Source organism: Candidatus Aminicenantes bacterium (assembly GCA_026393795.1).
Taxonomy (GTDB): domain Bacteria; phylum Acidobacteriota; class Aminicenantia; order UBA2199; family UBA2199; genus UBA2199.
Genome location: JAPKZL010000284.1, coordinates 25,080 through 39,140, shown reverse-complemented (window position 1 = coordinate 39,140; position 14,061 = coordinate 25,080). Strand labels below are relative to the sequence as shown.

Annotated in this window: 17 protein-coding genes; 14 read left to right on the top strand and 3 right to left on the bottom strand. The window is 56.3% G+C overall.

The annotated features are described in order from the left end of the window. Nucleotides 1–28 precede the first annotated feature (28 nt). A complete protein-coding gene (gene dxr / locus NTW95_13875; GenBank protein MCX6558496.1) occupies nucleotides 29–1,195 on the top strand; it encodes a 1-deoxy-D-xylulose-5-phosphate reductoisomerase in 1,167 nt (388 codons plus the stop codon). Then, a complete protein-coding gene (rseP, locus tag NTW95_13870; GenBank protein MCX6558495.1) occupies nucleotides 1,192–2,526 on the top strand; it encodes an RIP metalloprotease RseP in 1,335 nt (444 codons plus the stop codon). Before dxr ends, rseP begins: the two co-directional genes overlap by 4 nt. 18 nt (nucleotides 2,527–2,544) lie before the next feature. On the opposite strand, the gene coaD is transcribed toward rseP, so the two are convergent. The 3 genes from coaD to NTW95_13855 are packed head-to-tail and all read right to left on the bottom strand — an operon-like array spanning nucleotide 2,545 to nucleotide 4,137. Continuing rightward, nucleotides 2,545–3,039 carry a pantetheine-phosphate adenylyltransferase gene (coaD, locus tag NTW95_13865; GenBank protein ID MCX6558494.1) on the bottom strand — a complete coding sequence of 165 codons (495 nt, stop codon included), beginning with the start codon at nucleotides 3,037–3,039 and terminating at the stop codon, nucleotides 2,545–2,547. Then, a complete protein-coding gene (locus NTW95_13860; protein ID MCX6558493.1) occupies nucleotides 3,032–3,622 on the bottom strand; it encodes an AAA family ATPase in 591 nt (196 codons plus the stop codon). Before NTW95_13860 ends, coaD begins: the two co-directional genes overlap by 8 nt. Continuing rightward, complete coding sequence (locus NTW95_13855; protein MCX6558492.1) at nucleotides 3,619–4,137, bottom strand: dCMP deaminase family protein; 519 nt, start codon at nucleotides 4,135–4,137, stop codon at nucleotides 3,619–3,621. Before NTW95_13855 ends, NTW95_13860 begins: the two co-directional genes overlap by 4 nt. An 87-nt stretch (nucleotides 4,138–4,224) precedes the next feature. On the opposite strand from NTW95_13855, the gene NTW95_13850 reads away from it, so the two are divergent. From NTW95_13850 to ribE, 12 genes are all read left to right on the top strand, one after another. After that, the gene (locus NTW95_13850; protein ID MCX6558491.1) at nucleotides 4,225–4,500 is read left to right on the top strand and encodes an HU family DNA-binding protein; all 276 of its coding nucleotides are present in this window, start codon (nucleotides 4,225–4,227) and stop codon (nucleotides 4,498–4,500) included. A 115-nt stretch (nucleotides 4,501–4,615) separates the two neighbouring features. Then, nucleotides 4,616–7,135: a formylglycine-generating enzyme family protein gene (locus NTW95_13845; GenBank protein MCX6558490.1), complete on the top strand. Its 2,520-nt coding sequence runs from the start codon at nucleotides 4,616–4,618 to the stop codon at nucleotides 7,133–7,135. 40 nt (nucleotides 7,136–7,175) lie between these two features. Further along, nucleotides 7,176–7,487, top strand: a complete 312-nt coding sequence (locus tag NTW95_13840; GenBank protein ID MCX6558489.1) for a hypothetical protein — start codon at nucleotides 7,176–7,178, stop codon at nucleotides 7,485–7,487. Next, complete coding sequence (locus NTW95_13835; GenBank protein ID MCX6558488.1) at nucleotides 7,465–8,148, top strand: YggS family pyridoxal phosphate-dependent enzyme; 684 nt, start codon at nucleotides 7,465–7,467, stop codon at nucleotides 8,146–8,148. The genes NTW95_13840 and NTW95_13835 overlap by 23 nt, the downstream gene beginning before the upstream one ends. A 37-nt stretch (nucleotides 8,149–8,185) precedes the next feature. Beyond that, on the top strand, nucleotides 8,186–8,671 hold the full coding sequence (locus NTW95_13830) for a DivIVA domain-containing protein (GenBank protein MCX6558487.1): 486 nt from the start codon (nucleotides 8,186–8,188) through the stop codon (nucleotides 8,669–8,671). Nucleotides 8,672–9,010: 339 nt separating this feature from the next. Further along, entirely contained in the window at nucleotides 9,011–9,250 is a 240-nt protein-coding gene (locus tag NTW95_13825; protein MCX6558486.1) for a hypothetical protein, read from the top strand. Beyond that, nucleotides 9,234–9,611, top strand: coding sequence for a type II toxin-antitoxin system VapC family toxin (locus tag NTW95_13820; GenBank protein ID MCX6558485.1), 378 nt, complete (start codon nucleotides 9,234–9,236; stop codon nucleotides 9,609–9,611). Before NTW95_13825 ends, NTW95_13820 begins: the two co-directional genes overlap by 17 nt. Before the next feature lie 116 nt (nucleotides 9,612–9,727). After that, nucleotides 9,728–10,744, top strand: a complete 1,017-nt coding sequence (gene recA, locus NTW95_13815) for a recombinase RecA (GenBank protein MCX6558484.1) — start codon at nucleotides 9,728–9,730, stop codon at nucleotides 10,742–10,744. After that, nucleotides 10,741–11,232, top strand: a complete 492-nt coding sequence (locus tag NTW95_13810) for a VanZ family protein (protein ID MCX6558483.1) — start codon at nucleotides 10,741–10,743, stop codon at nucleotides 11,230–11,232. The genes recA and NTW95_13810 overlap by 4 nt, the downstream gene beginning before the upstream one ends. 74 nt (nucleotides 11,233–11,306) lie before the next feature. Further along, nucleotides 11,307–12,194 carry a signal recognition particle-docking protein FtsY gene (gene ftsY / locus NTW95_13805; protein ID MCX6558482.1) on the top strand — a complete coding sequence of 296 codons (888 nt, stop codon included), beginning with the start codon at nucleotides 11,307–11,309 and terminating at the stop codon, nucleotides 12,192–12,194. Continuing rightward, nucleotides 12,191–13,309 carry a bifunctional diaminohydroxyphosphoribosylaminopyrimidine deaminase/5-amino-6-(5-phosphoribosylamino)uracil reductase RibD gene (ribD, locus tag NTW95_13800; protein ID MCX6558481.1) on the top strand — a complete coding sequence of 373 codons (1,119 nt, stop codon included), beginning with the start codon at nucleotides 12,191–12,193 and terminating at the stop codon, nucleotides 13,307–13,309. Before ftsY ends, ribD begins: the two co-directional genes overlap by 4 nt. After that, entirely contained in the window at nucleotides 13,294–13,887 is a 594-nt protein-coding gene (gene ribE / locus NTW95_13795) for a riboflavin synthase (GenBank protein MCX6558480.1), read from the top strand. Before ribD ends, ribE begins: the two co-directional genes overlap by 16 nt. Nucleotides 13,888–14,061 lie beyond the last annotated feature (174 nt).

Sequence of the window (14,061 nt, the reverse complement as noted above, 5' to 3'; positions counted from 1 at the left end):
CATCTTTTTTCGACGGAGAGCCCGTCGTATGCGCATGGTAAAAAACATCGTGCTGCTTGGATCCACCGGTTCGATCGGACGTAACACCCTGGCCGTTCTGCGCGAAAACAGGCAATTTTTCCGCCTGCTCGGGCTGGCGGCGGGCGCCAACAGCCAATTGCTCGGCCAGCAGGTCGCCGAGTTCGATCCGCCGCTGCTCTGCGTCAAATCCAAGAAACACGCCCTGGAACTGAGCGAACAACATCCCGGCAAAAAAATCTTTTTTGGCGAGGAAGGGCTGCTTGAAATCGTTTCCCAACCGGGAATCGATTACGTGGTCGCCGCCGTCACCGGCACGACCGCCCTGGCGGCAACGCTGCAGGCCATCCGCCTGAACATGAGGCTCTGCCTAGCCAACAAGGAAACCCTGGTGGTGGCCGGAGAACTGATCAACCGCGAGCTGAACGCCTCGCGTGCGGAAATCATCCCCATCGACAGCGAGCAGAGCGCCATCTTCCAATGCCTGGCCTCGCGCCCGCGCGAGCACGTGCGCCGGGTGATCCTGACCGCTTCGGGCGGACCGTTTTTCAGGGACGGGCGAAGGGATTTTGCCGCCATCGGGGTGGAGGAGGCCCTGGCCCATCCCACCTGGTCCATGGGAAAGAAGATCAGCATCGATTCGGCCACCCTAATGAACAAAGCCCTGGAGATCATTGAAGCCCACCACCTGTTCAAATTGCCCCCGGAGCAGATCGAGGTCCTGATCCATCCCCAGAGCATCGTCCATTCCATGGTCGAATTCGTGGACTCCGCCGTCCTGGCCCAGCTGGGAGTTCCCGACATGAAATTGCCGATTCTCTACTCCCTCAGTCATCCCGGCCGCATTGACGGCCATTGGCCTGATTTGGATTTGACGCGGATACCGCCGCTTGAATTTTTTAAAGTCGACCGGCGCCGCTTCCCATCCATCGCCCTGGCCTACGATGTGCTCACGCAGGGACAGGATGCCGGAGCCGTGTTCAACTCAGCCAACGAAACGGCCGTGGAGTATTTTCTGGCCGGCAGGATCTCGTTTGCCCAAATCTTCTCCGTGGTCGGCCATATGCTGGAAGGATGGGATTTCCGGCCGGCGCAAACCCTTGCCGACATCCAGGAGACGATCTCCCGGGCCCGGCTCAAAACCGTCGAACACATCGAAACCGAGGTAATGAAATGAACGTTCTCTATCAAATTTTGACATTCCTGTTCGTGCTGGGCATCATCGTTCTGGTCCATGAATTCGGCCACTACGTCGCCGCCCGGCTGATGAAGATCCGGGTGGAGGTATTTTCATTCGGCTTCGGCAAGCGGCTCCTGGGTAAAAAAGTGGGCGAAACCGATTTCCGCCTCAGCCTGTTTCCCCTGGGCGGCTACGTGCGCATGGCCGGCGAGGAGGAATTCGACCCAAAAAATCCGAAGCCGGACGAATTTCTGGCCAAGAACCGGGCGCAGAAGATTTTCACCCTGCTGATGGGCCCGACCATGAACGTGGTGCTCGCCCTGCTGCTGATCTTCCTCGTCAACCTGGGCGGGGTGAAAATCGATGCCTACAAACTGCAACAACCCGTCATCGGCTATATTGAGAAGGGTTCGCCGGCGGAAAAAGCGGGTTTGCTGCCCGGCGATACGCTGCTGGCCATCAACAGCAGAAAAACAGTCAATTGGAAGGAAGTCGAAATCACCATTGGCACCAATCCCAAGGAAAGCCTGAAGATCGATTTTTCGCGCCTGGGCAAGCCGTTGACCACCAGCCTGAACGTTGCCAGCAGCAGCCGCTATGAAATCGGTTATGCCGGATTTTACTGGCAGTTGCCAGCCGAAATTGGCCAGCTCATCAAAAACTACCCGGCCGCCAAAGCGGGCTTGCAGCCCGGCGACATCATCACCGCGATCGATGGCCAGCCGATAAGCAATTATTTCGAACTGGCCGACATCATCCACCAGGCGCCTGGAAAAATGCTGCATTTGACCTACACCCGGGGCGGACGCACTCTTTTCTGCCAACTCGCACCGGTGGATGAAAGCGGCGTTGGCCTCATCGGCTTCAACGCCAAAATCGCTACCACGCAAATCCGCTACGGCTTGATCGCCGCCATACAAAACAGTTTCCAGGAAGCCGGCCGACTGACGCTCCTGACCTTCAACGCTTTTAAAAAGATTATCCAGCGTAAAATTTCGGTTAAAAATCTTTCCGGACCAATCGAGATCGCCCGCGTCTCCCAGCAGATGCTGATAAGCGGCTTCAGTAATTTTTTCATGCTCATCGCCTTCATTTCCCTGCAGCTGGGAATCGTCAATCTCTTTCCCATTCCTGGCCTTGACGGCGGCCACCTGCTTATCTTCGTCGTCGAAGCGATCATCCGCCGCGATCTGAACCAGAAGCTGAAAACCGTGTTGATCTATATCGGTTTTTCCTTCCTGATCGTACTGATGGGCTTCGTCATCCTGAACGATATCGCCAAGACCCTGCCCAACGGCTGGAAAAGCATCCTGCCTTTTTTGCACTGAGCGCGGACGGGACGCGCTTTACGAACCGGGGCGGTACCTCTCCTTCAGCTTGCGGTCGACGATCGCCGGCAGCATGGAGGGTACCTCGCCGCCCAGCAGGTAAATCTCCTTGACCAGCTTGGAGCTCAAAAAGGAATAGGTTTCCGAGGGGACGAAAAATATCGTCTCGATGCGCGGTTCAATCTTGCGGTTCATCAGGGCCATTTGGAACTCGATCTCGAAATCGGAAATGGCCCGCAAACCGCGGACGATGGTCGTGATGCCCCGCTCCTTGACAAAATCGACCAGCAGCCCCTCGAAATGGGCGATCTCGATCCTTGACTCGTCCTTGAAAACGTCACGCACGATCCCGCACCTTTCCTCGAGATTGAACAGATAGGTCTTGGCCGGGTTTTTCAGGACCGCCACGACGATCTTTTCAAAGATCTTCAGGCCGCGTTCGATGATGTCAATATGCCCGTTGGTCAAGGGGTCGTACGATCCCGGATAAACCGCCATGTTTTTTTTAGACATGCCCGACTCCAATTTGTCTCAAAACCGCGTCCAGCGCAATCTTGAGTTCCGGCAAAGGACCCTCGTTGGCGATGGTGAAATCGGCCAGGGCCATCGTCGGCCCGACCTGCTGCCCGCCTGCGGGCTCGCCGACGCCCCACTCGCGCGCCAGAGCCGCCCGCAGCTCCGCTTCGCCGACCGCGTCGGTCGCGCGTTTGCGCCGCTTCATCCTGGCCAGGATCGTCTCCACGGCGCTGTCGATGCCGACCAGGAAGAAGCGGTCCATCTTTTTCAACTCCGCCACTTCGGTCGGATTGCGGATACCGTCAATCACCCAGGGCGACGGCTGGGCGGCCTCGATGTGCTCGCGCACCATTTTCCCCAGGATGCCGGCGCCACCGTCCCGGCGCAGGCGGTTGCCGAGATCCTGCATCTGGCCGCGGTTGAGGGCGGGGCCGAGCTTGGCCGCCTCGCGGCGGACGATATCGGAAAGGGAGATGTACTGGAAACCATAGTCCTTCAAGATACGGACCGCTTCCCCCTTGCCCGAAGCCATGCGCCCGGTCAGCCCGATGCGCCACCCCGGCCCCGCCGTCGCTTTCATCCCGACTGCCCGTAGCGGACGCTGTCTTCAAGGATATCCTGCTCCTGCCACTCCTTGACCCAGTCGTCAACCCTGAAAATCTTAAAGCGCTCCTTCCCGGGCAGCGAAACGATCACGCGGTCCAAACCGGCGTTGATGATCATTTTCTTGCAGATGAAACAGGGAAAAGCAAAGACGACCTCACCCTGGTCGCGTCCGCTGCCGAAAATGTACATGTCGCCGCCAAACAGGCTGACCCCGGCCCGGGCGGAGTTGATGATCGCGTTCTGCTCGGCATGAACCGAACGGCACAACTCGTACTGCGTGCCCGAAGGAATATGCAGTTTTTGGCGCAAGCAGAAACCGTGCTCGAGTGAACTGCGCGTATGCCGCGGCGCGCCGACATAGCCGGTGGCGATGATCTGGTCTCCCTTGACGATGATGGCGCCGATGAGCACCTTGAGGCAGGTGGAGCGCTGGGAAACCACTTCGGCGATGTTCAAGTAATACGCTTCCTTCTCCGGCCGGTTGACCATGGGCCCATCATACAATCGAAGTTTTTTTTATGCAACTTGATTTTTATTTTTTTATTTTTTACAATTCAATTCAAGGAGAGTTATCCCATGAACAAAAATGAACTGATCAAAGCCGTTGCCGGCAAAGCCAATCTGAAAGTGTCAGACATGGAAAAAGCCATCAATGGCACCATCGCGGCCATCACGGCCGAGCTCAAGAAAAAAGGCTCGGTCACGCTGGTCGGTTTCGGCACATTCAAAGTGGCCGATCGCAAGGCTCGGGCCGGAGTGAATCCCAAAACCGGCCAGAAGATTCAGATCAAGGCTGCCCGGGTGCCAAAATTCGTCGCTGGAAAGGCGCTGAAAGACAAAATCAAGAAATAAAATTAGCTTGGCCGCAAGGCCATTTCAACCGCATCGGCAAATGAATTCCCAGAGGGGGATTCTATTGCAAAAAAAAATGAAATATGCTTGAATGAGTGACATAGAGGAGTGTGCAATGAAAAAATTAGCCCTCATTTTTTTTGCGCTGTTTTTTGCATCTTCGCTTTTGCCGGCCGGCACCATCGCCAACGTCATCGCCCATAAAGACCTGCTGCTGACCATCGATCGCGGCACGTCGGATGGAGTAGCGACCGGGATGAAGGGGATCGTCAAAGCCGTCTACAAGGAACCCAGCGGGGAATACACCATTAACATAGGCATCTTCACCGTAAAAAAAGCATCGCCCCGGACCGCCGAGGTGCTGATCGAAATCGGCAAGGGGTTGAATCCCGAAGACGCCCGCTATGTCGTTTTTGATCAGGACCTGCTGCCGGTCGATACGAAAGCCGAACTCAAAGCCGAATCCAAAACAGAACCCAAAACCGAAATCAACATTCCGGAAAAGCCGGCGGAAAATGCCGACTGGTATCTGGAGCAGGGTGACCGCGAAGCTGAGGAGGGAAATGCCAAGATCGCTCTGCAGCACTATCAGAAAGCCTTGGCCCTCGCGCCCGGCAACCTGATAGCCAAAGAAAAATGCAACGAAATGCAGATGCAGATCGACCTGAGTGAGCGAAAAGGGAAATTCAACGACTATCTCGAAAAAGCCGATGCCAATTATGAAAAAGACGATGTGAAATTCGCTTTCCTTTACCTGGTGGAAGGTTTGCGCGTCTATCCCGAAGGCAGCGCTGAAATCCAGAGCCGGCTGACGCCCATGGCCGAAAAATATCCCCAGGAGATCGATGCGCTGCTGGTGGAAAAAAGCAAGGAATTGAAGGATGTGCGCAAACAGCTCGATGCTATGCTGGGCCGGACCGAAACGGACAAACAGACGCCAGCCGAAACAAAACCGGCCGAGACCAAGCCGGCCGTGGCCAAGACCGGCACGCCGACGGTCAAGTACAGCGAACCTTTCCTGCAGAAAATTGCCGGCAAAGCCGACAAGATCCGCCAGAACGACAAGGGCTACTGGGAAGCGGTGTTTTCCCGGAACATCGTCATGATCTACATCCCGGAGGGAAAATTCTCCATCGGTTCGCCAGACAAAGACGGCGACGCCGACGAGCACCCGGTCCACAAGGTCTTTGTTTCGGGTTATTGGATCGGCAAGACCGAGGTCACCTTTGCCCAGTTCGACGCTTTTTGCCAGGAAACGGGACTGGCCAAGCCCGACGACGAGGGCTGGGGCCGCAGAGAACGCCCGGTGATCTACGTTTCCTGGAAAGAAGCCAATGATTTTTGCGCCTGGCTGAGGAAAAAGACTGGGCTCGCCTTCCGCCTGCCGACAGAAGCCGAGTGGGAAAAAGCGGCCAGCGACCGCTTCCCCTGGGGGGACGCAAAACCGACAAGCGAATTGGCCAATTTCGACAAGGAGCTCATGAAAACCAGCTCCGTGGGATCCTACCCGTTAGGCGCATCGCCCTACGGGGTGCTGGACATGGCCGGCAACGTCTGGGAGTGGTTGGCCGACTGGTATGACGCCGATTATTACGCGAACTCGGCCGACAGCGACCCCCAGGGTCCGGAGGAGGGGACGGAGCGAGTCGTGCGCGGCGGCGCCTGGAGCAACGGCGCCGACCTGATCCGCTCGGGCAACCGCAGCCAGGAGAACCCCGAGAGCCGGCTCAATATCATCGGCTTCCGCCTGGCCTTGAACGGCGGAACGGAAGCGGCCGGGGCCAAAACCGAAAAAACAACCACCGGCAAACCGGCACGCGAAGTGGCCAAGCCGGCGGCGACTCAGCCGAGCACCAGCCAGGAGGCAAAAATAAATGAACCTTTCCTGCTAAAAGTCAAGGGCAAGGCCGACAAGATCCGCCAGAACGACAAGGGCTCCTGGGAAGCGGTGTTTCCCAGGAACATCGTCATGATCTACATCCCGGAGGGAGAATTCACCATCGGTTCGCCGGCCAAGAGCGGCGATGCCGACGAACACCCGGCCCACAAGGTCTTCGTTTCGGGTTTCTGGCTCGGCAAGACCGAGGTCACTTTTACCCAGTTCGACGCGTTTTGCCAGGAAACGGGACTGGCCAAGCCCGACGACGAGGGCTGGGGCCGCACCGAGCGGCCGGCAATCTACGTTTCCTGGAAAGAGGCCAGCGATTTCTGCGCCTGGCTGAGGAAAAAGACTGGGCTCGCCTTCCGCCTGCCGACCGAGGCCGAGTGGGAAAAAGCGGCCCGCGACCTCTACCCCTGGGGGGACGCCAAACCGACAAACAAGCTGGCCAATTTCGACAAGGAGCTCATGAAAACCAGCTCCGTGGGTTCATACCCGTTAGGCGCATCGCCCTACGGGGTGCTGGACATGGCCGGCAACGTCTGGGAGTGGCTGGCCGACTGGTATGCCGACGATTATTACGCGAACTCGGCCGACAGCGACCCCCAGGGTCCGGAGGAGGGGACGGAGCGGGTGGTGCGCGGCGGCGCCTGGAGCAACGGCGCCGAGCAGATCCGCTCGGGCAACCGCAGCCAGGAGAACCCCGAGAGCCGGCTCAATATCATCGGCTTCCGCTTGGCCTTGAGCAGCGAATGAAATTAAATTTGGCCCTGCCAGGCACGGGGATGAAACGGCCATGAACGTCCAATGCCCCGCCTGCGGCCATGTCCAGGAATTCGACCCGGGATACAAGATCTGCCTGCACTGCGCCGGAGCCGTCGATGAGACTCATTCCCATATCCTGAAAAATCCGCGCAAGGGCCACGGTATGCAGGGGGCCGCCATCATCGCCTTCCTGTTGTGCCTCTTCATTTTTCTTTTTTGGTCCAAATACGTCGGCGCCCATGGCATGGCCATCAGCGCGTTGGTTTATGTCTGGGGATTGTACAAGGCCCATTTGAACAGAAAGGGGTTAAACGAAAGCAATGGCCATCAAGGAAAACCTTGAACGGATCAGGCAAAACATCGAAAAAGCCTGCCTGCGGGTAAAAAGGGACCCCGGTCAAGTCCAGATCGTGGCCGTTTGCAAGGACCAGGGCGTGACTCGGATCAGGCAGGTCTGCGACCTGGGTGTCCGTCTCCTGGGGGAAAACAAAGTTCAGGAAGCCGAACACCACATGCGCCAGCTTGCCGACAGCGCTATCGTCTGGCACTTCATCGGCAAGCTGCAGAAAAACAAGATCAACAAACTACTTACTGCCTTTCAGCTGATCGAATCGGTCGACGGCGTGAAGTCGCTGGAACACATTCACAAACGGGTCGACACGCCGGTCGAGCTGTTCATCGAGATCAATATCGCTGAAGAAAAAAACAAATCGGGTTTCACCATCGACGGGCTGAAAAAAGCGCTGTCCTATCTCGCCAACCTGAACAAAACGGTCATCACCGGCCTGATGGCCGTCCCCCCCTATTTCGAGGATACGGAAAAGGTCAGGCCTTATTTTTCGCGGCTGCGCGAATTGAAAGATGAGATCAACCAGATGGCCATTGCCAATCTCAAAATTTCGCACCTCTCCATGGGCATGAGCCACGACTACGAAGTGGCCGTCGAAGAGGGAGCGACCATCGTCCGCATCGGCACGGCGCTGTTCGGCAAGCGCAACGGATGAAAAACGGAACCCGGGCCAGCGCGGACAAGGAGGAGTCATGAAATTAACGCCCCAGGAAATTCTGAACCAGGTTTTTTCAAAAAAATTCAAGGGCTACAATCCCGACGAGGTCAAGAACTTTTTGCAGCAGATCGTGGAAACCATGGAGAGCGAAATCCAGGAAAAGGAAGCCCTGAAAACGAAAATGGAGAAGCTGCGCGAAAGCCTGGCCAAGATCGAAAAAAAAGAGGAGCTCCTGCGCGACACCCTGATCGCCGCCCAGAAATTCTCCAGCGAGATCAAGATCAACTCCCATAAAGAGGCCGAACTGATCATCAAGGACGCCGAGATGAAATCGGAAGAGATCGTCAAGCACGCCTTCACCAGGCAAATGGCCATCAAGGAAGAGATCAACAGCCTCCAGTTTAAAAGGAAGGAGATCGAAAACGACATCATCCATTTGCTGAACTCGCTGAAGGAATTGATCGAGACCTATCACAAACAGGACGAGGAGTTTGACAAGATCGAATACCTGGGAAAGTAGCTAGGTTTACGGTACACGGCAAACGGTTTACGGTGAGGAAATAAGCACGAAATCCCAAGCACCAATTTCCAAACAAATTCCAAGCTCCAAATTCCAATGATCCAAACGAAATCACCTTTTCGAAATTCACAAAAAACCTCTTTCAATTGCATACGATTTTGGTCATTGGTGCTTGGTGCTTATTTGGGATTTGGTATTTGGAGTTTGGAATTTCGCATAACTCCTTTTTCTTTCCGTCAACCGTACACCGTCTACCGTCAACCAAGTACTTTATTTAACATGCGCATTTTTTTGTTGAAAATCATATCATATTATGATATTATATTAGTGGAGAAAAAAATGCCGGCAGTGAGCTTTTACCTGAAGAAAGAAGTCCTGGAGGCGGTGCGCGCCAGGGCCAGCTCCGGGGACATCCCCGTCTCGCGGATCATCAGCCGCGCCGTGGAGGAATACCTCAGGAGCAACGAAATGACCGATGCCAGGAAGCGGATCATGGCGCACATCCGCCAGGCCATCGCGCCCGCAGACTGGGAAACGCTCCATCGCGAAAGGACGAAAGCCGATGCTGACCGGGATTGACACCAGTTATTTCTATGCCCTGGCCGCCGGCCATTCGGCCGCGGTGGAGGCTTGGGAGAACCGTGAACTCCTTACTTCGGTTCTTTGCTTTTATGAACTTAAAAAAAGACTGCTAAAAGGCGATTTAAAAACCTGGCCCACCGTTCTGGAAGATATCGCCAAAGCCGTAGAAGTCGTGCCCATAACCACTGCTGCCGCCTTGCAGGCGGGCCAAGTGGCGCAAACGACCGGCATGCCCGCATTTGACGCGTTCATCATCAGCTCCTTCGTCAACGCCGGCTGCGCGGAGATCCTCACCATGGACCACCATTTCAAATTGTTCGCGAAAAAAGGGCTAAAAATAACCCTTTTATCATTATGAAAATGACCGGGAATTTCATTCGTAGGGAACGCAAATTTGCGTTCCCTACACACGCAAGCACTTTTAATTACCGACCATTCCTGATACAATAAACCATCGCCAGCAAGGAGGATTCCATGGCTGAAAACACCAACAAGACAACCGCCCTGAACAATGCCGTATCGCAGATCGAAAAGCAATTCGGCAAGGGCTCGATCATGAAACTGGGAGGAAAAGAAGTGGTGCAGATCCCCGCCATCTCCTCCGGCTGCATCGCCCTGGACATCATCACCGGCATCGGCGGCTATCCGCGCGGCCGGGTCATCGAGGTCTACGGACCGGAAGGATCGGGAAAAACCACGCTGGCCCTGCACGCCATCGCCGAGGCCCAAAAAGCGGGAGGCTACGCCGCATTCATCGACGCCGAGCATGCCCTCGACCCCCTGTACGCCCAGAAACTTGGGGTAAATATCGACGAACTGTACATTGCCCAGCCCGATTGGGGCGAACAGGCGCTGGAGATCGCCGAGATTCTGGTCCGTTCGGGAGGCGTCGACATTATTGTTGTGGACAGCGTGGCCGCCCTGGTGCCCAAAGCCGAATTGGAAGGAGACATGGGCGACAGCCACATGGGACTCCAGGCCAGGCTGATGAGCCAGGCGCTGAGGAAACTGACCGCCATCGTCGCCCGCTCGAAAACCACCTTCGTTTTTATCAACCAGCTGCGCGAAAAGATCGGCATGTTCGTCGGCAATCCCGAAGTCACCACCGGCGGCCGGGCGCTGAAATTCTACGCCTCCATGCGCATTGAGATCAAAAGAACCATGGCCATCAAGGAAGGAACCGATGTCGTCGGCAACCGGGTAAGAATCAAGATTGTCAAGAATAAAATGGCCCCGCCTTTCAAGGAGGTGGAAACCGACCTCTATTACGGCAGGGGTTTTTCCAAGGAGAGCGACATCATCGAGCTGGGAGTTCTTTATGAAATAATAAGCAAGACCGGGGCCTGGTATTCCTACAACGAGAACCGTCTGGGCCAGGGCAAGGAAGCGGTGCGCAAGCTGTTTGAGGAAAATCCGACCCTGTTCGAGGAAATCAAAGCCAAGGTCATTGAAAAGACAACCGCGCCCAGCGCCGAAAAGGAACCGGGTTGAAAAAGTTCAAGTTTTCCTTGCTTTACATCCTGGCTCTGCTGGTGACGCTGCCCTTCCATGTTCAGCTCAAAAACCTGCTGGTCAGTATCAGGAGCTTCAACTTCATCAATTATGTCCTGCTGGGAATCCTGGCGGCTTTTTTTGCCCTGGCCCTCTTCAAGGCGCTCAAGACCGGGAAAACCCTGGACATCAGCGCCGTGCTCCTAGCCGCAGCCATCATCTTCTATTTTCTTTTTCAGAGAAGAATATTCCTGAACAAGGTCTTTTTCGCCAATTTCCTGCACATCGCCGAATTCTTTATCCTGGGCATGTTGCTGAGCCGGGAGAATAAAAAGGGATCTTCCCCCATGCCGCTCATCATCCTTTTCGTCGCCGCCTTCGCCTTTGAGCTGCTGCAGGTTTTTTTCCACAACCGGGTGGTTGACAGCAACGACATCTGGACGAACGCGATCTCGGGCCTGGTCGGGCTGGTGGTGGGTTTCTTCTAGTCCCGGCATCCGATAAATCCACTGCGGCTGCCAGCCGATTTGAAAAGGGCCAACGCTTCAATTATAATGCCTCCATGGCGTTCAAGGGACTCATCAAGACGGCCTGGCATGCAAAAATCGCCTCGCTTTTCGCGTCCGCGTCCGCGAAGGATTACGAGGAAACCTTGAGCGAACTCGAGGAGCTCCTGATCCTGGCCGATATTTCGCTGCCGGTCGTCGGCCGCATCATGGCCGGCCTGAGGAAAAAAACCAGCCGCGCGTCGCCCAAGCAAGATTGCCTTGACGCGCTCAAGGGGGAATTGCTGACTGTATTTCCCCATCCCCGGCTCCCGGTCCTGGACGGCGACGGCAAGAATGTCATCTTGCTGGTCGGAGTCAATGGCAGCGGCAAGACCACCAGCGCCGCCAAATTGGCCCGTTATTTCCAGCTGCGGGGGAAAAAGGTCCTCATGGCCGCCGCCGACACCTTCCGCGCCGCCGGCGCCACGCAGCTGGCTTTATGGGGACAAAAATTGTCCATCCCGGTCGTGTGCGAAGAACGAGGGGCCGATCCCGGCTCGGTGGTGTTCAACAGCATGCAGTCCTGGCAGAACAAGGATTTCGACCTACTGATCATCGATACCGCCGGCCGCATGCAAAGCAAGGAAAACCTGATGCGCGAGCTCCAGAAAATAGTCAAGATCATCAAGAAGTTTTCTCCGCTGCAGCCGGCCGAAACCTGGCTGGTCCTGGACGCTTCCACCGGCCAGAACGCGCTGGCGCAGGCGGAAAAGTTCAGCGAGTTCTCCGCAATCAACGGTTTGCTGCTGGCCAAGCTGGACGGCACGGCCAAGGGCGGCACGGTCATCAGCATCGCCGACCGCCTGGGGCTGCCGGTGCGCTACGCCGGGATCGGTGAGGCCGCCGAGGATCTTTGGGAATTTTCGGAAAAAGATTTCGTGGAGTCGCTGCTCCGACCATGAAAACGAGAACCGTTTCCCTGTCGCGCCGGCAAAAAGAAGACGAAAAATTCATGAAAATCGCCTTGAAATTGAGCCTGCTGGGCATGGGCCGTACCGAGCCGAACCCGATGGTCGGCGCCGTGGTGGTCAAAAACGGCAAAATAGTGTCCACCGGCTATCATCGGGCATATGGCCGAGCGCACGCCGAAGCCATGGCCCTGGAAAACGTGCATGTCCCCGGAACGACGTTGTACCTAACCCTGGAGCCCTGCTCCCATTTCGGCAAAACGCCCCCTTGCAGCGAATTGATCATCGCCAAAAAAGTAAGCCGCGTGGTCGCGGCCATCGGCGATCCCAATCCCCTGGTCAACGGCCGCGGCATGGAGCGGCTCCGCCACAGCGACATCGAGGTGTGCAGCGGAGTCTGCCCCGATTGGGCCGCCCATATCAACCGCCACTATTTGAAAGCGGTCAAGGCCCGGATGCCTTATGTCGCCATCCATGCCGGAGTCTCGCTTGACGGCAAGCTGACCGACAAAAACGGCCATTCGCGCTGGATCACGGAAGCGGAATCGCGGCAGTTGTCCCACAGCCTGCGCGGGGAGTTTTCGGCCATTCTGGCCGGCCGCAACACCGTCGTTGCCGACAACCCGCGCCTGACGCTGCGCGAGCCCGGCTGGAACAACAAGGTCCTTTACCGGGTGGTCCTCGACACACAAAATTCCCTTTCGCAACGCCTCCATGTTTTCCAGGAGCAGGAGCAGTTCCCGCTGATCATTTTCAGCTCCCGCAAGGCGGCCGACCGGACGCAGAAGGTCCCCCGCCATTTTTTCGTCAATGAAAACAGCGAAGGCTTGATCTTGGGCGAGGTGCTGGCGACGCTCCAGCGCATCGGCATCGCTTCCGTCCTGGTCGAGGGCGGGGGAAAAACCATCGATTCCTTCATCAGGCAGCGATTGTTCGACGAGGTCATTCTCTTTATCTCCCGGCGCCTCATCGGCGGCAAGGCCTCGGTGCAGCTCTATGAATCGGGGAGCGCCAGCCTGGCGCAGGCGCTGCGCCTGGCAGCTTGCGAACAAATCGAATTGACGGCGGGGCATATCCTGCGAGGTTTTCCCTCATGTTCACCGGCCTGATCGCAGCCACCGCCGCCCTGGTCAAGCTGGAAAAAAAGAACCAGCCCATCCTGACCGTCCGCGCCGCCTTGGACAAGCCGCTCGCCGTGGGTGACTCGTTGGCCGTCAACGGCGTCTGCCTGACCCTGATAGAAAAAAACAACGACCTGCTGCGCTTCAACCTGGCAGCGCCCACCTTGCGCCTCGCCAACCTGGGCGACCTGCCCCTCGGCGCGCTTCTGAACATCGAGTTCCCGGTGACACCGAACGGCCTTTTGGGCGGGCACCTGGTCAGCGGCCACATCGACGGCACGGTCCGGGTGCGCGCACTGAACAAGGGCGACCAGAACTCACGCTTCGATTTCTCTTTCCTCGACAGGGAGTGGCGAAAGTTCATCGTGGAACGGGGCTCGGTGGCCCTGAACGGCGTCAGCCTGACCGTCGCCGAAGTCAGCGAGTCCTGGTTTGCGGTGGAGATCATCCCCCACACCCTGGCCAGCACCAACCTGCGCTTGCTTCGGGTCGGCCAGCGGGTCAACATCGAGCTTGATTTAATCGGCAAATACCTATATAATTTCCAAAAGCATTCTAAACTCTAATCAGCAGGCTGCTGGTTCGATTCCTGCCGGGTGCGCTTGTCAGGTCTGCGTTTTCGGATTTTCTAATTCATTCGTAAAATAAGTTTGGGGTAGTTTTTGGGCAGTAAATAAAAATAAAGAAAATTGCAAAAAAAATGTTGACAATTAGTCAGAACCAATATATAAGAAGTACAT